20 protein-coding genes and 1 pseudogene are annotated in these 22,520 nt (G+C 61.9%); 15 read left to right on the top strand and 6 right to left on the bottom strand.

The window, feature by feature from the left end; genetic code table 11:
* Nucleotides 1-34 precede the first annotated feature (34 nt).
* On the top strand, nt 35-1,309 hold the full coding sequence (locus HS122_16320; GenBank protein ID MBE7539962.1) for a TolC family protein: 1,275 nt from the start codon (nt 35-37) through the stop codon (nt 1,307-1,309).
* A 187-nt stretch (nt 1,310-1,496) separates the two neighbouring features.
* Here the strand turns inward: HS122_16320 and HS122_16315 are convergent, their stop codons facing one another.
* Nucleotides 1,497-1,940 (bottom strand): LacI family DNA-binding transcriptional regulator, encoded by a 444-nt coding sequence (locus tag HS122_16315; GenBank protein ID MBE7539961.1) that lies wholly within the window; start codon nt 1,938-1,940, stop codon nt 1,497-1,499.
* A 332-nt stretch (nt 1,941-2,272) separates the two neighbouring features.
* Between HS122_16315 and HS122_16310 the strand changes: the two genes are divergently transcribed.
* The 6 genes from HS122_16310 to HS122_16285 all read left to right on the top strand — a co-directional run bounded on the left by HS122_16310 (nt 2,273) and on the right by HS122_16285 (nt 7,914).
* On the top strand, nt 2,273-2,578 hold the full coding sequence (locus HS122_16310) for a hypothetical protein (GenBank protein ID MBE7539960.1): 306 nt from the start codon (nt 2,273-2,275) through the stop codon (nt 2,576-2,578).
* Nucleotides 2,579-2,897: 319 nt separating this feature from the next.
* Entirely contained in the window at nt 2,898-3,701 is an 804-nt protein-coding gene (locus tag HS122_16305; GenBank protein ID MBE7539959.1) for an SIS domain-containing protein, read from the top strand.
* A 24-nt stretch (nt 3,702-3,725) separates the two neighbouring features.
* Nucleotides 3,726-4,358, top strand: a complete 633-nt coding sequence (locus HS122_16300; protein ID MBE7539958.1) for a DUF1080 domain-containing protein — start codon at nt 3,726-3,728, stop codon at nt 4,356-4,358.
* Nucleotides 4,355-5,581, top strand: coding sequence for a Gfo/Idh/MocA family oxidoreductase (locus HS122_16295; protein ID MBE7539957.1), 1,227 nt, complete (start codon nt 4,355-4,357; stop codon nt 5,579-5,581). The genes HS122_16300 and HS122_16295 overlap by 4 nt, the downstream gene beginning before the upstream one ends.
* A 109-nt stretch (nt 5,582-5,690) precedes the next feature.
* Nucleotides 5,691-6,761, top strand: coding sequence for a Gfo/Idh/MocA family oxidoreductase (locus HS122_16290; GenBank protein MBE7539956.1), 1,071 nt, complete (start codon nt 5,691-5,693; stop codon nt 6,759-6,761).
* A gap of 13 nt (nt 6,762-6,774) precedes the next feature.
* The gene (locus HS122_16285) at nt 6,775-7,914 is read left to right on the top strand and encodes a Gfo/Idh/MocA family oxidoreductase (GenBank protein MBE7539955.1); all 1,140 of its coding nucleotides are present in this window, start codon (nt 6,775-6,777) and stop codon (nt 7,912-7,914) included.
* A gap of 107 nt (nt 7,915-8,021) precedes the next feature.
* Here the strand turns inward: HS122_16285 and ruvB are convergent, their stop codons facing one another.
* From ruvB to HS122_16270, 3 genes are all read right to left on the bottom strand, one after another.
* A complete protein-coding gene (gene ruvB, locus HS122_16280; protein MBE7539954.1) occupies nt 8,022-9,101 on the bottom strand; it encodes a Holliday junction branch migration DNA helicase RuvB in 1,080 nt (359 codons plus the stop codon).
* Between the two features lie 7 nt (nt 9,102-9,108).
* Nucleotides 9,109-10,398 (bottom strand): UDP-N-acetylglucosamine 1-carboxyvinyltransferase, encoded by a 1,290-nt coding sequence (locus HS122_16275; GenBank protein MBE7539953.1) that lies wholly within the window; start codon nt 10,396-10,398, stop codon nt 9,109-9,111.
* An 87-nt stretch (nt 10,399-10,485) separates the two neighbouring features.
* Nucleotides 10,486-11,073, bottom strand: a complete 588-nt coding sequence (locus tag HS122_16270) for a hypothetical protein (protein ID MBE7539952.1) — start codon at nt 11,071-11,073, stop codon at nt 10,486-10,488.
* Nucleotides 11,074-11,975: 902 nt separating this feature from the next.
* On the opposite strand from HS122_16270, the gene HS122_16265 reads away from it, so the two are divergent.
* The 3 genes from HS122_16265 (at nt 11,976) to ettA (ending at nt 17,281) form a co-directional block, all read left to right on the top strand.
* Nucleotides 11,976-12,353 carry a dUTP diphosphatase gene (locus HS122_16265; protein ID MBE7539951.1) on the top strand — a complete coding sequence of 126 codons (378 nt, stop codon included), beginning with the start codon at nt 11,976-11,978 and terminating at the stop codon, nt 12,351-12,353.
* A 26-nt stretch (nt 12,354-12,379) separates the two neighbouring features.
* Nucleotides 12,380-15,517, top strand: a complete 3,138-nt coding sequence (locus HS122_16260) for a DUF748 domain-containing protein (protein MBE7539950.1) — start codon at nt 12,380-12,382, stop codon at nt 15,515-15,517.
* A 75-nt stretch (nt 15,518-15,592) separates the two neighbouring features.
* Nucleotides 15,593-17,281 carry an energy-dependent translational throttle protein EttA gene (ettA, locus tag HS122_16255; protein MBE7539949.1) on the top strand — a complete coding sequence of 563 codons (1,689 nt, stop codon included), beginning with the start codon at nt 15,593-15,595 and terminating at the stop codon, nt 17,279-17,281.
* Nucleotides 17,282-17,306: 25 nt separating this feature from the next.
* Here the strand turns inward: ettA and HS122_16250 are convergent, their stop codons facing one another.
* Nucleotides 17,307-18,149 (bottom strand): CHASE3 domain-containing protein, encoded by an 843-nt coding sequence (locus tag HS122_16250; protein ID MBE7539948.1) that lies wholly within the window; start codon nt 18,147-18,149, stop codon nt 17,307-17,309.
* Between the two features lie 125 nt (nt 18,150-18,274).
* Here HS122_16250 and msrA point away from each other — a divergent pair, with 125 nt between their 5' ends.
* The 5 genes and pseudogenes from msrA to HS122_16225 all read left to right on the top strand — a co-directional run bounded on the left by msrA (nt 18,275) and on the right by HS122_16225 (nt 21,664).
* Nucleotides 18,275-18,901: a peptide-methionine (S)-S-oxide reductase MsrA gene (gene msrA, locus HS122_16245; protein MBE7539947.1), complete on the top strand. Its 627-nt coding sequence runs from the start codon at nt 18,275-18,277 to the stop codon at nt 18,899-18,901.
* Nucleotides 18,902-19,356: 455 nt separating this feature from the next.
* Nucleotides 19,357-19,716 (top strand): hypothetical protein, encoded by a 360-nt coding sequence (locus HS122_16240; protein MBE7539946.1) that lies wholly within the window; start codon nt 19,357-19,359, stop codon nt 19,714-19,716.
* Between the two features lie 152 nt (nt 19,717-19,868).
* On the top strand, nt 19,869-20,054 hold the full coding sequence (locus HS122_16235; GenBank protein MBE7539945.1) for a hypothetical protein: 186 nt from the start codon (nt 19,869-19,871) through the stop codon (nt 20,052-20,054).
* Nucleotides 20,039-20,349: pseudogene (locus HS122_16230) on the top strand (type II toxin-antitoxin system RelE/ParE family toxin). The gene HS122_16235 and the pseudogene HS122_16230 overlap by 16 nt, the downstream one beginning before the upstream one ends.
* A gap of 274 nt (nt 20,350-20,623) precedes the next feature.
* Nucleotides 20,624-21,664, top strand: a complete 1,041-nt coding sequence (locus HS122_16225) for an agarase (protein MBE7539944.1) — start codon at nt 20,624-20,626, stop codon at nt 21,662-21,664.
* Nucleotides 21,665-21,692: 28 nt separating this feature from the next.
* On the opposite strand, the gene HS122_16220 is transcribed toward HS122_16225, so the two are convergent.
* Nucleotides 21,693-22,466, bottom strand: coding sequence for an SDR family oxidoreductase (locus HS122_16220; protein MBE7539943.1), 774 nt, complete (start codon nt 22,464-22,466; stop codon nt 21,693-21,695).
* Nucleotides 22,467-22,520 lie beyond the last annotated feature (54 nt).

Here is a 22,520-nt window from a genome sequence, read left to right as displayed (position 1 = left end):
GAAATCATGGACTTGGCGCGTCCCGGCTCTGCTCATGCTTCTGCCAGGCGCGTTTCTCCGCGCATCCGAGCCGCAGACGATCGATCTGGCGACCGCGCTCCGTCTTGCGGGGGCAAACAATCTGGATGTCGAGATTGCGCGCGAAAAGGTCAGCGAGGCGCGCGCCGCCAGCGATTCCGCACGCGCCCGCTTCATCCCTTGGATCAGCCCGTCAATCGTTGTTCGCAGGCACGAGGAAAATGTGCAGGACGCAGGCGGACGCATTCTGGACGCGGACAAGCAGTCCCTCGCCGCCGGCATCGCCATCAATGCACAGCTCGATCTGGGCGAAACCTATTTCCAGAACCTGGTCGCAAAACAGGTCGTGAAGTCGAGCGAAGCGGCCCTGGCCGGGCGCCAGCGCGAGACGACCTTTCGCGCCGCGTCGGCCTATTTTGAACTGGCTCGCGCGCGCGCCGCCGTGATCGCAGCCCAGGAAGCCGCGCGCGTCGCGCGAGAACACGCGGCGCAGCTCGGCGTCGCAGCCGAAGCCGGTATCGCCTTCAAGGGGGACGCCGCCCGGGCTGGCGCAGCCCGCGAACGCTCCGAACTCGCGCTGCTGCGCGCGCGAACCGACCAGCGCGTGGCGGCCGCCCGCCTGGCGGAGATCCTGCGACTGGATCCTTCGGTCGACCTCGTGTCCGACGACGGTGCACTCGTCCCGATGTCGCTCGAATCACCCGCCGGCGACCTCGGCGAACGCATCGCACGCGCACTCGCCCGGCGGCCTGAAATCGATGAGTCGGCATCCCGGCTGGCGGGCGCGCGATTGAACCGCCGGGCCGCCACCCAGGGTCCGCTGATTCCCACGCTCGGCGCACAGGCCTCGTTGGGCGGACTGGGCGGCGGGCCTTCCGGTTCGACGCTGACGCGGGATTTCGACATGAGCAGCGACCTCAGCTTCGGGGTCAGCTGGCGCATCGGACCCGGCGGACTGCTGGATCGAAATCGCCAGCGGGAGATGCTCTCCCGCGAACGGCAGGTGGAGCTGGATCAGGAGAAGGTGCGGGATGCCATCCGCCGCCAGGTGGTGGAGAGCCACGCCCGCCTGCAGTCGCTCTCGAGACAGATTGAACTCGCAGGAAACGCGTTGAATGCTGCGGATCAAACCGCGCGCCTGTCGCGGGAAAGACGCGCAACGGGAGTCGGTGCGCCTTTCGAGGATCTCGAGGCCGAGGACGAACTCGCGCGGGCCCAGCGCGACTACCTGGGCACGATCGCCGACTACAATCTCGCCCAATACGCGCTGCGCTTCGCCACCGGTGATTGAGCGGACGGCCGAGGCCGCGCACTCGCGAGACCTTCAAGCATCGGAAATCGCGCGCGGCAGACTCCTGCAATTGATCCAGGCTCCCTCGCTTCCACCCCGTCATGAATCAGCCCTGGGCGTCGCAATCCGTCCAATCCCGTTGATGTTCAATCAGGCTGTAACGATCCTGATGACAGGCACTGAAGTTTCACGGGCGCGAGTTGGCGGATTGGAGGCGATTCTCGCATGTCAGGCGGACGATCATCTCATGTGCAAGGCACAGGAGTCGACCCGGGGAGGTGCTTCCATGCAGGCGTCCTTCAACAAGGTGCATTGACTGCTGGACGAGTTCACTCCACGGAATGCCGATCGTGGTTAGGCGCAGGTGTTCGGCGATGGGTGCATTGTCGAAGCCCACAAGTGGTGGGAGCGGAAGCCGTCTCATGCGGCATGCGAGGATAAGAGCCTCAGCCAGCCGGTCATTGCAGGCAAAAATTCCCGCGGGCGCCTCGCGCAGGATATCCCATGCCCGGGCGAGCCCTGCCTCACGATACCATGAAGCGGCATGGTGCACGCGGGAGGAACGCACGTGTGCCTGGAATCCCTCAATGCGTCGTTCGCTTCTTGAATCGCCGAGCGGACCTCCCAGCACGGCGAAGCCGCCCGATCTTCCCGTGCGCGCCTTGAGGAGCTCCGCGGCGCAGGCGCCGCCGGAATAGTCATCCGTTGTGATGGCATCGATGAATCCGCCGGCGGAACCAGTGGAGGCAGATCGTTGAGGACCAGCGCGAAACGATGATCCAATGCCGCGGCCCGGGCCGCGGCCCGGCACTCCCATATGACGGGAATGAACCCCCTTCTGAGTCGTGGCGCCGCATCATGGTCTGGCCAGTGACATGACCAGGCGATCCCCCGCGATTGCAGCGCCGACTTCAACAGGTCGAGGAGATGGTGGCCAAAGCTGCCCTTTCTGCGCGCTCGCGAATGAAAAATGAACTGCACTCCCCTCAGGACGGTCTGAAGGCCGGGCAAAAATGTTCCGCTTGCCGGTACGCGGCGAATGAGACCTTCGTCGTGCAATTCCGAGAGGAGGCGGTGCGCGGTCTGGTAGCTGACGTCAAAACGCTGTGCCAGCGCACGGGCGGACAGGAAGCGTCCGCCAGGCTGGACAACGCCATGGCGGAGGCGGGCGGACAGGGCGGCCTTGAGCTCAATGACGCGAGCGGACCTTGGGCGGGCCATGTCAACAGGAGATTATCATACCAGTTGCTGATTCCAATGGTACTGTAATGATTGATGGAAAGGGATGACGCATGGAGCATCGCGGGATGTCAACCGCGGCATTGGACGGAAAGGTTCCTGAGGTGACTGGTGGTGCGACGGGTCCTCGCCTGCCGGCAGCGCGCGCTGTGTTTGAAGCACGCGCGAGGGCCACCGTTCTGACGGGGTGTGATGAAAACTCCGGGCGATCCGCGCAGGCACTGCCTGGGGAGGCCGCGGCGATATTCACGGGCGATGCCGTGGATTCGAGGCACGCGCCATCAGCCATCGCGCTGGCGAGGGAAAACCTCCACCTGCCGTCGGGCGGGAACGAACCCCTGTGCTGAAGATGTCTCCATCCGAAAAGTATCTCGCCAGGGCGCGCCTGATGGTCGATTCCGCCGCCGCCCAGCACGCCGCAATCATGAGCGCCGCGGACATTTTCTCCCGCAGCATTCTTGCGGGGCGCATGGTTCATGTCTTCGGCTCGGGTCATTCGCGCATGATGGTTGAGGAAATGTGGCCCCGGTATGGTTCATTTCCTGGTTTCAATCCCATCGTGGAGCTGTCGCTTTCCTTTCACAATCTGGTCGTGGGGTGCAACGGCCAGCGCCAGGCCATGTTTCTCGAGAATGTGAGCGGTCTGGCGGGCCGGATTCTGCGCAACTTTGCGCTCTCGAAGGAGGACGCCGCGCTCGTGATTTCATCAAGCGGCTGCAATGTCGTGCCCATCGAGATGGCACAGGAATTTGGCCGAGTCGGCATCCCTGTTGTCGCAATCGTGAGTCGCGCCCACTCCGATGCCAGCGATTCACGCCGGCGCGATGGTCTCAAGCTCACGGACTTTGCGACACTCGTTCTTGACACCGGTGCGCCTGTTGGAGACGCGATGGTGAGCATCAACGGACTCGACACGCCCGTCGCCCCCGGCTCCACCGTGGGCGGATGCCTGCTCATCAACGCGATCAAGGCCGAGGTCGCCGCACGGCTCGTCGAAGCGGGGCACCCCCCAAAGGTGCTGTCCGCGTCAAATGTCGTGGGCGCGGACCGTGCGGCGGAGCTTTTTGAAACCGCCTACGACGAGCACGCCCACCGGCTGTCCAGGTTGTATGCCAGCGTCGGCGGGCGGGAGCCCTCCGGGTTGTCCGGCTGACCAAATCAACCCTACTCAATCATCATGAAACGATCATCAACTCTCTTCATATGCGCGGTTCTGGCCGCTCTTTGCCTGCAGCCTGTTCAAGGCCGGGACTCCACCTGGCAGCCTTTGTTCAATGGCAGTGACTTCAGCGGATGGCATGTGATTGGCAAGGGGGAGTGGCTGGTCAGGAATGGCGCCATTCACGGGCGCATGAAACGGAGCGAACCCGCGTACGGGCACCTCGTCACGGATCGTGAATACGCTGACTTTGTCGTGCGACTGAAATTCAGGGCTCTCCAGGGAAACAGCGGACTCTATTTTCGAATTGATGAAACGGGATTCAGCGGTGTTTCCGGCATTCAAGCGGAGATAGACGCCAGGGTCGACGTCGGCGGACTGTATGAGACCAACGGGCGAAAATGGATCGTGCAGCCCTCGGCTGATCAGGTCGCCGCCTGGTTTCATCCCTTGGAGTGGAACGAGCTGGAGGTGAGTGCGCAGGGAGGGCATGTTGTCGTGCGAATCAACGGAAAGGTGTCAGCGGAGGTCGTGAATGACACGGGCCGGCGGACAGGACGGCTGGCCCTTCAGATTCACGGAGGGAAGGACTGCGATGTATGGTTCAAGGACATTGCAATCAGAACGCTCAAGCAAGATTCCCAGCCATGAAAACTTCCAAAACGATGCAATTCTCGCGCAGGCGCTTTCTGGGAGGAACGGCGGCGGCGCTCGCTGCGGCCGCCACATCGAAGGCATTTGGCCGGGTGGAAGGAGCACCCGGATCGCCACGCAGAATCAAGCTGGGTGTCATCGGAAATGGTGGTCGCGGAGCATGGATAGCGAAGCTCTTTCAGGACCATGGCGGCTATGAAATCTGGGCGGTCGCCGACTACTTTAAGGAGGTGGCGGACAAGTGTGGCGATGCTCTTGGTGTGGAGCGTTCCCGCCGTTTCTCGACCCTGTCGGGCTATCGTCGCCTGTTGGAGAGCGGTGTGGAGGCCGTGGCGGTTGAAACCCCTCCCTATTTCATGCCCGAACAGGTGACTGAGTCGGTTGAGGCCGGGCTTCACGTCTACATGGCGAAGCCCGTGGCCGTCGATGTTCCTGGCGCCCTGAAAGTCGCGGAGGCGGGCAGGAGAGCGAGCGCCAGGGCACAGTGTTTTCTGGTGGACTACCAGATCCCAACCGACCCCGTGAACATTGAAGTGGCGCGCCGCATCCGCGACGGAGGCCTGGGCCGGATTGCGCGGGTGCTGACCAACGGCCAAACGCGAGCGCAGAAGGATCCTCCCCGGACAGCCACGATGGAAAGCCGCCTGCGTGATCTCATCTGGGTGAATGATGTCGCCATGGGATGTGACTACATTGGAAACTATGACATACATGCGATAGATGCGGCACTCTGGGTCCTGGGGAGTATGCCGGTCGCGGCAATGGGTGCATCGGGAATCTATCGCCCTGATGCCCATGGGGATTCACGCGACATGATCGCACTGACTTATGAGTACGCGGAAGGGTTCATTCATCAGCACACGGGCTCGGCGCTCTCAAACAACAGACCCGGAGACATCAGTGCCACATTTGAGGGGACGGTTGCGAACGCGTTTGTGAGCTACAAGGGCAATGCCTTCCTTCGCGGAGGGCCGCGGCATTTTGGGGGAGGAGCTGTTGAAAATCTTTATGCGATGGGCGCAACGCGAAACATCGATCGCTTCCACAAGGAGATCAGTTCCGGGGTGCACTCAAACGACACCTGCCAGCGCGCGGTGGACGGCGTGCTGGCCTGCGTCCTTGGTTATGAAGCGGGAGCGCGGCACGGAAAACTGACGATGGATGCGCTGCTTCGGGAGAATCGCCGACTGGAGGTTGACCTTCGAGGATTGAAGGCCTGAGGGACCGGAGGCCCGGCATGGGTATTTCCGCCTCATCGGTTCAAATGCTGAAACACGCGGGAGCATCCCGATCCCACGAGCCCGATTCGTGCGCATGGTCCGATCTGGCATGAAAAGGCTGCGCGTTGCCGCGCTAAACTTCGACCACATGCACATGGGCGACCTGCTCCGCCTTTGTCATGAGCAGCCCGGATTGGAAATTGCGGGAATCTGCGATGCCGATATGCAAAGGATGCAGTCTGCAATCGCGAATTTCTCCATTCCACCGGACAGGGTTTTCACCGATCCCATTCGATGCATGGAGGTCACGAAGCCCGATCTTGTGATTCTGTGCCCGGCGACATCGCTGCATGCGGAGTATGTTGAAATGGTCGCCCCATACGGTGCGCACATGCTGGTTGAAAAACCGTTTGCGGCGTCCCTGGCCGAAGCCGACCGGATGATCGCGGCGGCGCGGAGGACCGGGCGGCTCCTGGCGATCAACTGGCCGCTTCGCTGGTATCCGGCTCATGTCACCGCATGCCGGCTGCTGCGCGAGGGACGCGTCGGAGATCTGCAGGAAGTGCACTACTACGATGGCAACAGAGGTCCGCTCTGGCACGCCGCCGACAAGGTGGAAAACAAGCCGACAAGCGCCATGAAGCGAAAAAGCTGGTTCTACTCAAGGGAGCGCGGCGGTGGATCGCTTCTCGACTACCTGGGCTATGGCGCGACCTTGGGAACCTGGTTTCACGGTGGACGAAGGCCGCTTGAAGTGACCGCAGTCACCTCAACATCGCCAGGCCTCGAGGTTGACGAGCATAGCATCACGGTGGCTCGCTATGCGTGCGGGCTGTCCAAGTTTGAAACCCGCTGGGGGACTTTCACCGACCCGTGGAGAGCGCAGCCCCAGCCCAAGTGCGGATTCGTGCTCAAGGGTGCCGCCGGCACGATCAGCTCCTATGACTTTGAATCAACCGTCAGGCTGCAGACGCATTCCTGTCCGGCTGGCGAGGACGTCCCTGTTGATCGCCTGCGTGCGCCAGAACGAAATCCGGTTGAGTATCTGGCGCATTGCATCAGGAATGGATTTCCGATTGACGGACCGCTTTCTCCGGGCATTTCTCGAATCGGCCAGCAGATTGTCGATTCAGCCGTGCGGAGTTCTCTACTGAAGAAAACCGTGAAGCTGCCTGCCTGAGGATGCATGGGAAATGAAAAGGCTCCGCTCCACGCCCGGTGGTTCCGGCTCATCCGATAGGACGCTGCAACGGTCCGGATTCAGGGAAGTTGATGCGCCTGATCTTCCGTACCGGCCTTCGATTCCCCGGCGATACCGGCCAGAGATTGGTCTGATTGGCTGCGGCGGGATCTCAAAGGTGCATCTGCAAGCGTATCAGATGGACGGATACGAAGTGACGGCGCTGGCCAGCCGTCGGAAGGGGGCGGCGGAGGAGCGGCGGGATGCGTTTTTCCCAAAGGCTGAGGTCTATTCCGATCACAAAGAGCTGCTCGCGCGGGATGACATCGAGGTTGTTGACGTCGCCACCCATCCATTCGGACGGGACGAGATCATTGCAGACGCGCTTCGCGCCGGAAAACATGTGCTCAGCCAGAAACCATTCGTGCTCGATCTTGCCGTTGGCAGGCGTCTCGTTGCGCTGGCGCAAAGCCGTCGACGCCTCCTTGCGGTGAATCAGAACGGACGCTGGGCGCCATACCATGCATATCTCCTTGCCGCGGTGCGGGCGGGTCTGCTGGGCGGGATTCAAACCGCTGACTTCGCAATCAACTGGGATCACACCTGGACCAAGGGTGGCGTGTTCGAGAAGATTCATCACCTTGTACTGTTCGATTTCGGCGTGCACTGGTTTGACCTTGTCGCCAGCCTGTTTTCGGATCGGAAAGTGCGGAGTGTAACGGCTCATGTGGCGCGTTCGCCCGGGCAGACGATGCGCCCCCCCATGCTGGCGCATTGCGCGGTCGAATTCGAATCAGGACTCGCGACGCTGGCGTTCAACGCGCATTCGAAGCATGGCCCGAGGGAAGCATTCAACGTTTGCGGAACAGCAGGGACCCTTCGGGGTGAGGGTGCCGGCGTGATTCAAGTCGACTTGCTCGACATGTACTGGGCGGGCTGCCATGCGCGTCCAAGACTGCAGGGGGCATGGATGCCGGATGGTTTCCGTGGCGCAATGGGCGAGCTCCTGTGTGCAATTGAAGAAAAACGTGAGCCGGAAAACAGCGCGGCGAACAATCTGCGAACCCTTGAGTTGTGCTTTGCGGCAATGAAAAGCGCCGACACCGGCCGTTCGATCAGGCCGGGGACGGCCTCAAGGGCGTCGGGATACTGAGCCGGAACAGAGGTGCGGCAATGGATCCATTGCTCTCGCATTGCTCTTGGGTTACGGTGATCGTCACCGCCCCCTCAAACTTCCATTCGCGCCAAAAGGAAGATCCGTCAGAGCAGCGTTCCCTGGCCGGATGAATCGCCTGCAAGTGCTTTCAATCCAATCACGGAGTAGCCCTTGGAGGTGAGCACGCGCCCCTGCGGTGTACGCTGAAGGTAGCCTTCCTGAATCAGGAAAGGTTCGTGCACCTCCTCCAGGGTTTCCGCCTCCTCGCCCACCGCGACAGCGATGGTGCCGAGCCCCACGGGACCGCCGCGATAGTTCTCCGCCATCACGCGAAGCACGCGTTTGTCCATCTCGTCGAGCCCGCGGGCGTCAATCTCGAGCAGTTCGAGCGCCGATGAGGCCACAGCCTGGGTTATCCGTCCGCCGGCGCGCTCCTGCGCGTAGTCGCGGCAGAAATGAATGAGATTGTTGGCTATGCGCGGCGTGCCGCGGCAACGTCGCGCGATTTCACCCGCTCCCGCCTCGTCGACGTCCACCTTGAGCAGTCCGCAGCTCCTGCGCACAATTCCGACAAGTGTCGGCACATCATAGTACTCGAGCCGGGTCTGCAGGGTGAAGCGCGAACGCAGCGGAGCCGTCAGCAGGCCCGCCCGCGTTGTGGCGCCGACCAGCGTGAAGCGCGGGATGGAAAGGCGGACGCTGCGCGCATTCGGCCCCTGGTCGATCATGATATCGAGCCGGAAGTCCTCCATCGCCGAATACAGGTACTCCTCCACCGTCTTCGGAATGCGGTGTATCTCGTCGATGAACAGCAGGTCTCCTTCCTCCAGATTTGTCAGCAGTCCCGCAAGGTCGCCCGCCTTCTCGACCACGGGCCCGGATGTCACCCGCACGTTCTTGCCCAGTTCGTGGCCGAGGATGAATGCCAGGGTGGTTTTCCCCAGGCCGGGCGGCCCGCTCAGGAGGATGTGATTCAACGCCTCGCCCCGGCGCTTCGCCGCGCCGACCATCACCTGCAGGCGCTCGACGCTTTTCGGCTGCCCCGTGAAATCGGCAAATGTGAGCGGGCGGAGCGCCGCCTCCGCCTGGGTCACGGGCTGGGACAGCGTGTTCGTGAGATAACCGAGTCCGGTTGCGGGCGCCGCCGGCGGCGCGCCGGGGGATGCCTTGGGTTTTGCGTTCATGCCGGGATCATTTCCATTCCACATCCGCTCCAAGCCGGCGCAGGTTCTCCACGAACCGCGGGTGCGCACGCTGGATCACGTCCGCATTCTTGACAACGCTGCGTCCCGGCACGCTGGCGGCCACCATGAAGAGTGCAATCGCCGCCCGGATGACGTAGGGCGAATCGACAACGGCCGCGCGCATGGGCTTGTTGCCGAACACCACGATCCGGTGGGGATCGCTGACAATCACGTGGGCGCCGAATTTCGCCAGTTCGGGGATCCAGGAAAATCCGTTCTCGTACACCTTGTTCCAGAAATGGACAACCCCCTCCGAACGGGTGCTCAGCGCGATCATCACGGGAAGCAGGTCGACGGAAAAATAGGGCCATGGCGCCGCCTCGATCTTCGTCAGGAGATTGCTCGTGAACGGCGTTTCGATCCTGAGCTCCTGATTGCGCCCGACAACCGCCGCCAGGCCATCATGCTCCACCTTCACCCCGAGTTTTCGAAAGGTTCGCAGGATGAGATCGAAGTGATGTGGCAGCGACTTCTCAACGCGCACCTCACCGCCGGTGATCGCACCCAGCGCGAGAAACGTCACCACCTCATGGTAGTCGGTTCCGATCTCAATCGTCGCACCATGCAGCTTTTCGACGCCGGAAATCTTCAGCATCGAGGTGCCGATTCCCTCGATGCGCGCGCCCATCTTCACCAGCGCGGAACACAGTTCCTGCACGTGGGGCTCGCTCGCCGCGTTGATCAGCGTGGAGTCGCCGTCGGCAACCGCCGCTGCCATCGCAAAATTCTCGGTGACGGTCACCGACATGTAGTCGCACCAGTGGCGTCCGCCGTGGAAGCCGTTCGGAAGCCCGATCACGAGCGGGTCCCCCGCGTCGACTATCGCGCCGAGTGTCTGGAAAACGTCGAGATGCGGATCGATTTCCCGGACCCCCAGCGAGCATCCCTTGGAGTTCGACGGCACGGTGATCCGGCGCAGGCGGTGCAGGAGCGCGGGATACAGCAACACGGTCGACCGCATCGCCTGCGGGAGTTCGGCGTTGGCCAGCGCCTCGGTGAATCCGGAGTGGTCTATCTCCATGACCCCGTGCTCGCGATCCCATTTGATTCGCGAACCGTGCGCCCGGAAAAAACCGACAAGCTTCTCCAGATCCGTGATGTCTGGGACATTCCTCAGGGTCACCGGCTCGGCGGTCAGCAGGGAGGCGCAGAAGATCGGAAGAACCGAGTTCTTGTTGCCGGAAGGCGTGATGGTACCGGACAGCGGCTTGCCGCCATTGACAATGAGATCTGCCATGCGAGGCGTGAAACGAGAACGGGAATCAGCGGCGACTCAATCGCCGAAACAACAAAAAAGGCGCCCGCAGCCGCGGACGCCTTCGATTCACCCGGCCATCACAGCCGGTTTCAATGCTGAAAAATCAGGGGTTTGAAGATCCGCTGTCGTCACGATTTCCGCCTGAACGGAAATCCTGACCGCCATAGTCTCCTCGATTGCGACCCCGGCCGCCGCGGTGACGCCGGCGCCTGCCGCCATCCCCACCGCCGGATTGTTCTCCAGCGCCGTAGCTGCGGGATTCACCACCCTGGCCATCCCGCGGACCGCGTTGATCGAAGCGCCGGCCACCGCCCTGACGGCGGCGGGAACCACCCCGATCATCGAAGCGCGCCGGCTCGCGTCCAGACGAGGAACCGCGTTCTCCCTGGGCCGCGGGCGCTTCAGCGGGTTTTCCGCCAAAAAGGCCCTTGAACCAACCCACAAATCCGCCGGCCTTCTTTTCGGCTTGCGGTGCGGGAGATGCCGAAGGCTGCGGAGAGAAAGTTTTCGGCTGCGTATTGCCGCGATCCGAACCCGGGCCTCGATTGCCTCGATTTTCGCGTGGAGGACGTCCGTCGCGGGGAAACCGCGAGTCCCGGCCTTCTCTACGACCATCGCGTCGGTTGCCGTGTCCACCATTGCGGTATTCTTCACCCCTCGGACGATCATCGGCTCGCTCCGAGCGAAAGGACGGACGCTCTTCGCGACGTCCCGACGACTCGTTTCGATCGTTCTCCTTCAGGGATGTGTGGTCCCAGCTTGTCGACGGACGGCGCGGTTCCGCCGGAGGCAGAATGGTGATGCCGGTCTTCTCTGTTTCCGTGGATGCGACTCGCTCCGCCGCGGAGGCATCTTCCGCGCCAACGGGTTCAGCGAGCGGAGTCGCCCTGATCACGGTTCCATCTGAGGTCGAGGAAGCCGCCACGGGCGCGACAGCTTCCGCTGAGGTTTCAACAGAATCCCGCGTCTCGAAGGCCGGAATCGGAGGCGCGGCCTCCTGAGCTGGCGGTACTTCGGGAGCGAACGGGTTCTGGTACTCGCGTTCGGCGACAATCACCTGAACAGCAGTCGGTTTGTAATCGCCACGAGGAGCGGCGTTTGCGGCAGTGGGCGCGAGGGTTGTCGAACGCTTGCCGCGCGCGAGACCGGACCCGCGGCTCGAACCGAATGTACTCGGCTCGGTGGCGGCGGAGGGCGCGCTGGAGGTCACAGGCGAAGGCGCGGCAGATTCAGCCTGCGCAGGCGTCGCACTGGACGTGGATGTATCGGACATGACTTGTTTTTATTTGGTTGGGTTGAAGCGCAGTAACCGCGAATTCGCAGAGATGCGCAGACGGCGCCATGGGCGGAGCAAATGCGCTCAACGCAGGCAGCACGTTCCCCAATTTCGGCTAATGCAAATCCGCTCGCAACCAAAAATCCCAGAATCCCTGCCAGTTCGGGATCGGATACAGAATCAGCACAGCCCTGCAAATTCACTTCGTTTGACGAGGGTGTTCACTGGCTGAGACAGAAACCTTGCGCACCGTGCCTATTCGGCTGAATCTCGGCCCCCCATGACACCCGACCGACTGGAAGCGATCTTCACCATGCAGGCTGCTCTCAATCAACGGATTGGAGTCAACCTTCCGCCACCTACCGAGGAGGAAAAGGCGAAATGGATCCTCAATTATACGCGCGCCATGCAGCAGGAGCTCGCCGAACTCGTCGACTCTGTTCCTTGGAAATGGTGGGCAAAATACCAGAAATTCGACGAGCAGAATGCGCGCGTCGAGGTAGTCGATCTTTTCCATTTTTTGGTGTCTCTGGCGCAAACGCTTGGCATGAGTGCAGAGGACGTCTATCAAGCGTACCTCAAGAAAAACGCCGTGAATCACCAGCGCCAGGAAACGGGGTACGCGGCAAAAGACTCGGGCGATTCCCGCCACATTTGAACCTCACCCAAGTGACTCGCGGGCGGATGCCTTTCCCTTTACATCAGTGGAACTTCCTCCGGCGCCACACAATACTTCGGCGGCTGTTGGTCGCCGTCGGTATTCTGGCAATCCTCTATGTGGCCTTGGGTTTTTTCGCCGCACCCCCGCTGCTTCGATCCCAGGGCGAAAAGCGCCTTTCAAAGACGCTTGACCGACCAGTCAGGATCCAGGCAATCCGGACAAACCCGCTGACCTTTTCAGTGGAGGTCACCGGGCTGCACGTGGGAGATGGCAAAGGCGGAACGTTACTCGAATGGAGGCGCTTGTTCGTCAACTTCGACCCCTTTAAGCGCGTGTTTGGCACATGGACTTTCAAGGTGATCGAATTGGACGGGTTTCACGCATCGGTTGTCCGCGACGCCAGCGGACACATGAACTTCGCCGATCTGCTCGCGAAGCAAACCGGCGCCGCCCCCAAGGCGGATGCCGCAAGCCAGGACGCACCACCGTCCATCTCCATCGGGCAACTTTCCATCAACGGCGCAGGCGTGCATTTTGAAGACCATGGACTCGCCGCGCCATTCCAGACCGAAATCGGTCCCGTCAGTTTTGCGCTGACGTACTTTCGGACAACGAGCGACGCCAGTGCTCCCTATTCGTTCACGGCAACGACTGAGTCCGGCGAGTCAGTGAAGTGGACGGGATCAGTCGAGCCCCGCCTGCTGAAATCGTCCGGAGAACTTGCCCTGTCCAATATCAAACTTCCCAAATACGCACCCTACATCGAGGGCCGGGCAGGCTTCAGGGTTCAATCAGGTGATCTCTCCGTCAAGGCGCAGTACAACGCCGCGATGGACGGCAAGTCACCGGTGGTTCGTGTCTCCAACGGATCGGTGACCGTGCAAGCGCTTGAACTCGCGCCGATTCACTCCCCGGAGGGGCGGGTCAGCGTAAAGGAAGCCGCATTGACTGGCATCGAGGCCGACACCGCGAGCCGGAAACTCGTCATCGCGGGCATCCGGCTCAAGGGAGGAAACCTCACCGCCAATCGAACCGAGAATGGAATCGATCTCACGGGCATGTTCTCACCGCACGCTCCAGAGACCGGCCATCGATTGCCAGGTGCACCTCCAACCCCCATGGAGGCATCCTCCTCCACTCCTGTTCCATCGGAAACAACAGGTCCTTGGTCGGTCACACTCAACGACGCCGCTGTTGAAGCCTTCGATATCGCCCTCGTCGACCGCACGCTGGAAAGGCCCGCGAAATTCCAGGTGCTCAATCTGTCTTCGCACCTTGCTCCGCTGATGCTCCACGACTTGGGTGCGCCATCGGCACTCGCCGCCAAATTCAAACTCGGCGATGACGGCGAATGTTCGATCGACGGATCGCTGGCGCTGAATCCGCTGAAAGGAACTCTGACTGTCTCCGCAAATCACGTTCCCCTGGCGCTCGTCAATCCGTACCTGGACGCATCCCTGCCCTTGAAAATCCAAAAGGGCGTGGCTGCGCTTTCCGGCGAAGTTTCGCTTTCGGGCAACGCCATCTCTTTCAGGGGCAAATCGGACCTGAACAACCTCGACCTGCGGGATGCTGCCACCTCGAGTCCGCTCCTCGGCTTGTCGGCGCTGTCGCTTGAGGGCATGGATGTTTCCTCCCTTCCGTTGAAGGCCGACATCGCCCAGGTTCTGCTAAAGGATTTCCAGGCCCATGTTTCAATCGACCGGGAGGGTAAACTCAATCTGAGCACCCTCGCCTCCGGAAGTCAGTCGACAGCGCCCTCAGCGACTCAGACCACGTCAGTGCCCCCATCGGCAACTCCCAACGCGGGACCGCCATTGCCGCCGATTTCAATTGGCCAACTATCCCTCGAACAGGCGCGCCTCGCCTTTCATGACAAATCTGTCGCGCCCGCCGCTGAGTCGGAAATCTCAGGACTGAGCGGCACGATCAAAGGTCTCTCGTCCACTTCCCCCGGTCAGGGTGAGATCAAACTCAAGGGTGTCGTCAACGGCACGGCGCCCGTCGAGATCACTGGCAGGCTCAATCCTCTCGGCACTCCCGCGAGCGCCGATGTCAAACTCGACATCAAGGACATCGAACTCTCCCCGTTCGCCCCCTACGTCGCAAAATTCGCCGGCTACGCGCTCGAGCGGGGCGCCCTCAGTCTCGCCATCGATTTCAAACTCGCCGACCGGACCATCAACAGTTCGGACGTCGCCACTCTCGATCAATTCACCCTTGGGGAAAAGAACGAAAGCCCGGACGCCGTGAAGCTCCCCATCACGCTTGCGATCGCGCTCCTCAAGGACTCAAGCGGACAAATTGTCATCGACGTCCCGGTGGAAGGCCGTCTCGACGACCCGAATTTCCGGATCGGACGCGTCGTCTGGCGCGTGATCGGCAACCTTCTCGCAAAGGCCGCGACTTCGCCCTTCGCTCTGCTCGGCAGCATGTTTGGCGGTGGCGGCGAGGAGCTTGCGTTCCAGGCCTTTGCCCCCGGTGCGACAGCACCTCGCGACACCGAGTCCGGCAAGCTGGCCACCGTGATCAAGGCCATGGCAAACCGTCCTGGGCTGCGTCTGGACCTCGCCGGCGGTTTCGATCCGACGACTGATCGCGCTGAATTGCAGCGTGCCAGGCTGAATGAACAGATAGACGCCGTGGCTCTGCAGTCCCGGTCCAGCATCACAGTGCCTGAAGCACCTTCAGCTTCTGGAGAGACTCCGCCATCTCAGGATGAGCGTGAAGAAGCCGTGCGCAGCCTCTTTGCCGCAGCGTTTCCGGAGCTCATTCCTCCCGTTCCGGAGCCCGCAGTTGTCATCACGCAACCCGTTGAACCGGTCACGCATCATACCACCCTGCTTCAACGCGTGCGCCGGCTCTTCTCCGCGAAGGAGTCAACCCCCTCCTCCCCTCCACCGTCGGCGCCCGCGCCGGAAGCACAATCTCCAACAAGCGGATCAGGTGGGGACACCACGCCCGCAATTTCCACGGAGGAAATGACATCCCGACTCGCAGCCAGGGTCGCGATCGATGACGACGAACTGCGCAAACTCGCGAACACGCGCGCTCAGCAAATCCGCAGCCGGATCCTGCTTTCCGGAGAGGTCTCGCCCGACCGCGTATTCATCGTCGCTCCAAACGGCAACGGATCTCGCGTGGAATTGAAGCTGAAGTGAACGCCCCGCTGTTTTCAATTCCCACCTTCCGTTTTTGTATTCTGTTTTGCGCAAAAGTCCCTTTATCCACCGTCCATGGCAAAGCCCGAAGAGCCCAGAATCATTTTCTCCATGCTCGGCGTTTCGAAGAAGATCGAACGCAAGGAGATCCTTCGTGACATCTCGCTGTCCTTCTTCTTCGGGGCGAAAATCGGCGTGCTCGGACTCAACGGCTCCGGCAAATCCTCTCTCCTCAGGATCCTCGCGGGCCTGGATCGCGACATCGACGGCCATGTCCATTTCGAGCCCGGTTATCCCGTTGGGTTTCTCGAGCAGGAGCCCTCGCTCACTCCCGGAATGACCGTGCGCGCGTGCGTCGAGGAGGGAGTCAAGCACCTCAACGACCTCGTCGCCGCCTACGATGCCACATGGGACGAATTGAATGACGCAGCGGACGACGCCGCACGCGACAGCATCGCCACCAGGCAGGCCGGACTTCACGAAAAGATCGACCACCTGGGCGCCTGGGATGTCGCACCCAAGGTCGAAATGGCAATGGACGCCCTGCGCTGTCCGCCGCCGGATCAAATCGTTGATGAGCTTTCCGGTGGCGAACGCCGGCGCGTCGCGCTCGCCCGTCTTCTCCTTCAGCAACCGGCGATTCTCCTGCTGGACGAGCCCACAAATCACCTCGACGCCGAGAGTGTGCACTGGCTCGAGCAGCATCTCGCGCGTTACGAAGGCACCGTCATCGCGGTGACCCACGACCGGTACTTCCTCGACAACGTCGCTCAGTGGATCCTCGAACTCGATCGTGGGCACGGCATTCCGTGGAAGGGAAATTATTCCCAGTGGCTCGAACAGAAGCAGCGCAAGGCGGCGGTTGAGCAGCGCACGGAGGATCGCCGTCAAAAGGCGATGGCGCGGGAACTCGAGTGGATTCGCAAGTCCGCCAAGGCGCGTGTGGCGAAATCACAGGCGCGCATCACCGCGTACGAAAACATGCTCAAGGAAAACGTCGCGGAAAAGGAGCGCGAGTTCGAACTGGTCATCCCTCCAGGCCCGCGCCTGGGCTCCCTCGTGGTCGAGGCGCAGGGAATCGCCAAGGCCTACGGCGACCGACTGCTTTTCGAGAACCTCACCTTCACGCTCCCACCCGGGGGGATTGTTGGTGTCGTCGGCCCCAACGGCGCGGGCAAGACCACGCTGTTTCGTTTGATCGTCGGCGCGGAAAAGCCCGACCGCGGCACGCTTCGCGTCGGTGAAACCGTGAAGATCGCCCACGTCGATCAGTCGCGCGACTCCCTTCCCAACGACCGGACAATCTACGAAGCGATCAGTGGAGGCGAGGAGATCCTCAACCTTGGAGGCCGGAGCGTGAACGCCCGGGCGTACTGCGCGCAGTTCGGATTCACCGGCGCCGACCAGCAGAAGAAAGTCGGAGTGCTCTCCGGGGGGGAACGCAACCGGGTGCACCTCGCGCGCCTGCTCAAGGAAGGCGCGAATCTCATCCTCCTGGACGAGCCCACCAACGATCTCGATGTGAATTCCATTCGCGCGCTCGAGGAGGGACTGGAGACATTCGCCGGATGCGCGGTCGTCGTCTCACACGATCGCTGGTTTCTCGATCGTGTAGCAACCCACATCCTCGCCTTCGAGGGCGAGAGCGTCGTGCATGCCTTCGCGGGAAACTTTTCAAGCTACCTCGAGGACTACCGGCGCCGCAAGGGGCACGACTCCGATACTCCGCGACGGATCAAGTACCGCCGGCTGTCCCGGACCTGAGCGGGAATGCCGGCGCGCGCCCGGACTATTTCGGAGGCACGCGTGGCAGATGGGCCTCATGCACTTCGTGCGCTTCGACCTGAAACTGCCGGGCAGCCTCCTCCGACATGCCGTGAGTGAAGCGAAGATTAAAGCGCTGCTCGAGAAACTCCTCGAACGTCACCCACCTGCCCCGCCATTTCACCCGCTTCGTCCACGCGCATACCGTCACCATGGTCGCAAGCTGCCGCAGGCGCCGCACCAGCAGCACCGCCGCCACGAACGTGAGCACTATGGCCAGACCAATCATGCAGAGGATGAGGAACTGGAACCGGTACGCACTTTCCTCGAGCCGGTCGCCTTCGGCCTTCAGCTCCCTCACCTCGCGAATCTCCAGACCCACGAGGAGCCGGCGGATGGACTCCGTTGTGGCGAATCCGGTGTCGGACTCCATGATGTTGAGCGCCGCCGCCATGGCACCGCTTTCCCGCAGGGAAATCGTCTTCTCAATTTCCATCCGCCGCTCCGCGATCAACGGCAGAACGCGCTCCACGGACCCAAGCCGTTCCGGCTGCTTCGCGTATTGGCGCCTGAGATCCGCAAGCAGCGGATCAATCTTCCCCAGCGCCTGCCGGTAGGGCTGCAGGTACTTTTCGTCGCCCGTCAGCAAATAGCCCCGCTGCCCGGTTTCCACATCCGCCAGCGCGGTCAGGGTCTGCTGGATCGCAACTATCCGCCCATGACTGTCGGCTGTGAGCGCGTTCGCCTCAACCACGCGCCGCGTCGAAACGACCCCGAGCAGCGCCGTGCCCACCGTCAGGATCAATGCAACCGCAAGCGACACCAGAACAGCGGGTTGGGAAACGATGAGCGGCCGGAGGGGAGTCATGACCTTGATGGCGAGGAATCTGAGATCACAGAAAATTCAATTGCTGCCTTCGTTTTGGACAGCATGGGCCCGCCGGCGTGCCATTGCGATTTTCCAATTTGTGAACCACTTGTTGCGACGATCCCATGAAAGTCGGCATCCTCCCCCTGATCACTTCCCTTTGCGCCATGCTCACAACCACCGCCTCGCCCGTTGCCGCGGCCAGTCCGGCTGCATCGCCCACCTCGACCGAATTCGCCTATCTTGGCGGAGGCTGCTTCTGGTGCACGGAGGCGGCGTATGAGATGCTCCCGGGCGTGAAGTCAGTTGTCAGCGGTTATGCTGGAGGACACACGAGAAAGCCGACCTACGAGGAAGTGTGCTCCGGGACCACCGGACACGCGGAGGTCGTGCGCGTCGAATTCGACCCCGCCGTGGTCACCTATCGTGAAATCGTCGACTACTTCTGGAACATTCACGATCCCACAACTCTCAATCGCCAGGGGGCCGACAGAGGCACCCAGTACCGGTCAATTATTCTGACAACCGACGAGAACCAGAAGGAAGTCGCCCAGGCATCGCTCGAAGCGGCGCAGCCGTCCTGGGGTGGTCGAATCGTCACCGAGGTTGTTCCCCTTGAAGTCTTCCATCCCGCGGAGAGCTACCATCAGAACTACTACCGCAATCACCCCAACGAGGGATACTGCCGCGTGGTGATCAAGCCCAAGATCGACAAACTCAAGAAGTCACCGGCGGTGCTCGGAAAAAAATAACCCGCCGCGCCCCTTCGTTTTCCAGTGCCCCACTCTCCGCTGGAGGGGCACCCTCCGTCGTGACTTGGGTTCGCGCGTCGCGAAACGTCGCCGGAAAGTTAAACGCGAAGGCGCGAGGACGCGAAGGAGGACGGAGGACGGGAGAACGATCGTAGCACCTGATCAGCTCCGCCCCACAAGCGAGGCAGGAGTGGATCGTGCACTCCGCACGCTCACAGATGTTGCGCTCCACGGAAGAATTTGATTCGCAGCGGAGTCATTTCCCCGCCAGTTTCACCCCACCGATGCCCCAGACGTCAGCTCATCTCCCCGGCCCGTACCGCCGATCCGCGGCTTCGTTCAGTCAGCCCAACAAGACGCCAGTGGCAAAGTCTCGATCCCTCACACCACCCGCCATCGCACGTCTCGCGCCGACATCGTTCGCGGCTCACCTTTGACTTCTGCAAAGGAACATCATGCCAAAACCAATCACCCATCTGCGGAACAAGGCGAAGCTCGGCGACCGGGGTTTTCCCCGCGCGACCCTAGCCTATTACGGGCCTGACGACAAGCGGGCCACAAAGGCGGTGCTGGGGATCTTTCTGCACAACGACGACGAAGGCACGATTCACCGCTACTTCAGCGAGGACAGGGATGTGAGATTCAAGATCGACGTTCAGGAAGACGTGCTCGCACGTTTGCGGGAACACGAGGTTCGCACGCTCATCATGCGTGAGAAGATCTTTGGCTGTCCGCACGAGGAAGGGATCGACTACCCTCTGGGCGAAGACTGCCCGAAGTGTCCGTTCTGGAAAGGACGGGATCGTTTCGCATGAAGAACATGTGGCTCAACGAGGTGCCAGAGCCTCCGCCCACTTCCGTGGATCTCCGTGCGTTCGCACCTCTGGCACCCAATGGCGTCGTGGGTCATGGTTGAGGTTCTGCAGAAGGCTTGCGCCCAATCCTCCGCCGGCTTCTGATTCATCCCATGAGCAACAAAGAAGTCGTCGCCGGTCTGCTCGCACGTTTGCCCGAAGGTGTTTCACTTCGTCAAATCGCCCGGGAGGTCGAGTTCGTCGCGGGTGTGAGAGAAGGGCTTGACCAACTCGACCGAGGGGAAGGCATCGAAATCGAACACGTGGAGAAGCTGATTGAGTCATGGACTACAAGGTAGTCCTCGCTCCTCGATCAATTGAAGATCTCAAAGACATTGTTCTCCATGTTGCGCAGATCGTCCCGAAGCCGCGAAACGCCTCGGTCTGGCATTGATCGAGAAGACGAAGGCTTTGAGCATCTTTCCGTTTTCCGGCCGTGTCGTCCCCGAATTTGATGATCGGTTGATTCGCGAGCTCATTTTGAAGCCGTACCGAATCGTCTATCGAGTCGACGAGCATTCGAAGGTCATCGGGGTGGTTCGCTATTGGCACGGCTCGCGAAATGAACTCGGATTCGATGACATCAGATCGTGAGAGCGCAAACCAGGCACCGCAGCCGGCATCGCTGACGCGGTGGAAATCGGCGAAACTGATGGCGCGATTCACTCGGTTCGCCGCCTTGAGGGAGCCAGCGTTTGTCTCGCGCAGGACGCCCTCCTGCTGGTCCCTCAGTTGAGCATCCCGCCCCCACTTCCACTCCATGCATCGCCGCCGCTTCCTGTCCTCCCTCGCGACCGCCACCGCGGCGGTCGCCGTCCCGCCATGCCTTCGCTCAGCCGCAGCGACGGCGTCGGACAGTTTCTACAGCATCGGGCGCCGCGGCGGACGCAACTGGTTCATCGCACCCGACGGCGCGCAGGTATTCTCCCTCGCGCTCAACCACATTGATCCGTCACCGCTGCGGTATCCGGAGAATGGAGACATCTGGGCGCGCCGCTACGGAAACTCAATGGAGCGCTGGCTGAAGGAAGCCGTCGCGCCCGACCTGCGCGCGTGGGGCTTCAACGGCGTGGGCTGGACGCAGGAGGTCGTCACGCGCGGGCTGCGCAACCACCGCCACTCGCGCGCATTCACCTACGAGGAATACCAGTGGCTCGGACTGCCGTACTGCCACATGCTCCCGTTCGCCGATTTCCACCAGTGGGAGGCGGAGACGATTTATCCGGATTTCGCCAGCCCCGAGTTCGCCCAGTGGTGCGACTACGTGGCGCGCGAGTACTGCGCGCGCATGAAGGACGATCCCAAGCTGATCGGGTACTTCTATGTCGACTGCCCGACGTGGATCCACACGCGCCCGCCAAGCGCATGGAAGGGGCCGATGTTCGATCCGGAGAAACTCGGGACGAAGGCTGGTCGCGACGCGCTCTTCGAACTCGCGTCGCGCTACTACCGCATCACTCACGACGCGATCCGGCGCTACGATCCGCATCACCTGATTCTCGGCGACCGCTACGAGGCGGGGCAGCCCATCTCGGCCGAGGTCGTGCGCGCCGCGCTGCCGTATGTCGATGTGCTGTCGTTCCAGCATTTTTCGACGGCGGAAAACATCCGGCGGAATCTCACGAAGTGGCACGCCGAGACGGGCAAACCGGTGCTGCTGGCCGACCACGCGGCGGTCGACCGGCGCGCCGGCGAGGAACAGCACCTGCACGGCGCCGGCTATGCCGGGATGCTTCGCACGCTTCGCGATGTTCCGGGCTGCGTGGGCTACCACCTCTGCGGCGGCTACCTGCGCAACAAGGCGCGCAACCGCGGCCTGCGCGACGCCGCGGAGCGGCCCGACGACGAAGCCATCGCCGCGATCACCGCCGCCAACCGCGAGGCGGCCGGGTGGATGCGCCGCGGATGATAGCGAGCGTTTGCCTGCGGTTGCGCCTTCAAATCGCGGCGAGCAGGCCGCCATCCACGTAGATGATCTGGCCATTGACAAAATCCGATGCGCGCGACGCAAGGTACACCGCCGTTCCGACAAGTTCCTCGGGCTGCGCCCATCGCCCCGCCGGAGTGCGCCTGCGCAGCCACTCGCTGAATTCCGGATTGTCGAGCAGGGGCTTCGTCAGCTCGGTTTCAAAATACCCGGGCCCGATGGCGTTGCTCTGAATGTTGTACTTCGCCCACTCGGCCGCCATCGCGCGCGTCAGCATCTTCAACCCGCCCTTCGCCGCCGCATAGTTGCCGATCGAGGGCCGGCTCACCTCGCTCATCAGCGAGCAGATGTTGATGATCTTGCCGCCGCCGCGCCTGATCATCGCCGGCGCCACGCGGCGGCTCACGAGAAACGCGCTCGTCAGATTCACGTCAATGACCTCGCGCCACTGGGCCTCCGTCATCTCCTCGAGGCGGGCGCGACGCTGGATCCCCGCATTGTTCACGAGGATGTCGACCGGCCCGACCTTCGCCTCGATGCGGCCGATGCCCTCGGCGATCGCCACGCTGTCGGTGACATCGAACGCCGAGCTCGCAGCCCTCAGGCCTTCCCTTTCCAAAGTCATCGAGGCAGCCGACAGCTTTCCCTCGTCACGACCGTTCAGCACGACCACTGCGCCGGCGCGCGCAAGACCTCGAGCCAGGGTGAATCCGATTCCCTGACTGGAACCGGTGACCAGCACCGTCCGGCCTTTCAAATCGAAGAGCGGGGATTCCTGGCTCATGATTTCATCAAAGTTCCAGCATTCTCACGCGACCAGAGATCACAAAAAGGCTCG

This window comes from Opitutaceae bacterium (genome assembly GCA_015075305.1).
Classification (GTDB): Bacteria; Verrucomicrobiota; Verrucomicrobiia; order Opitutales; family Opitutaceae; genus UBA6669.
Note: the sequence above shows the minus strand (reverse complement) of the source record. Positions and strands in the feature narration are given on the sequence as shown.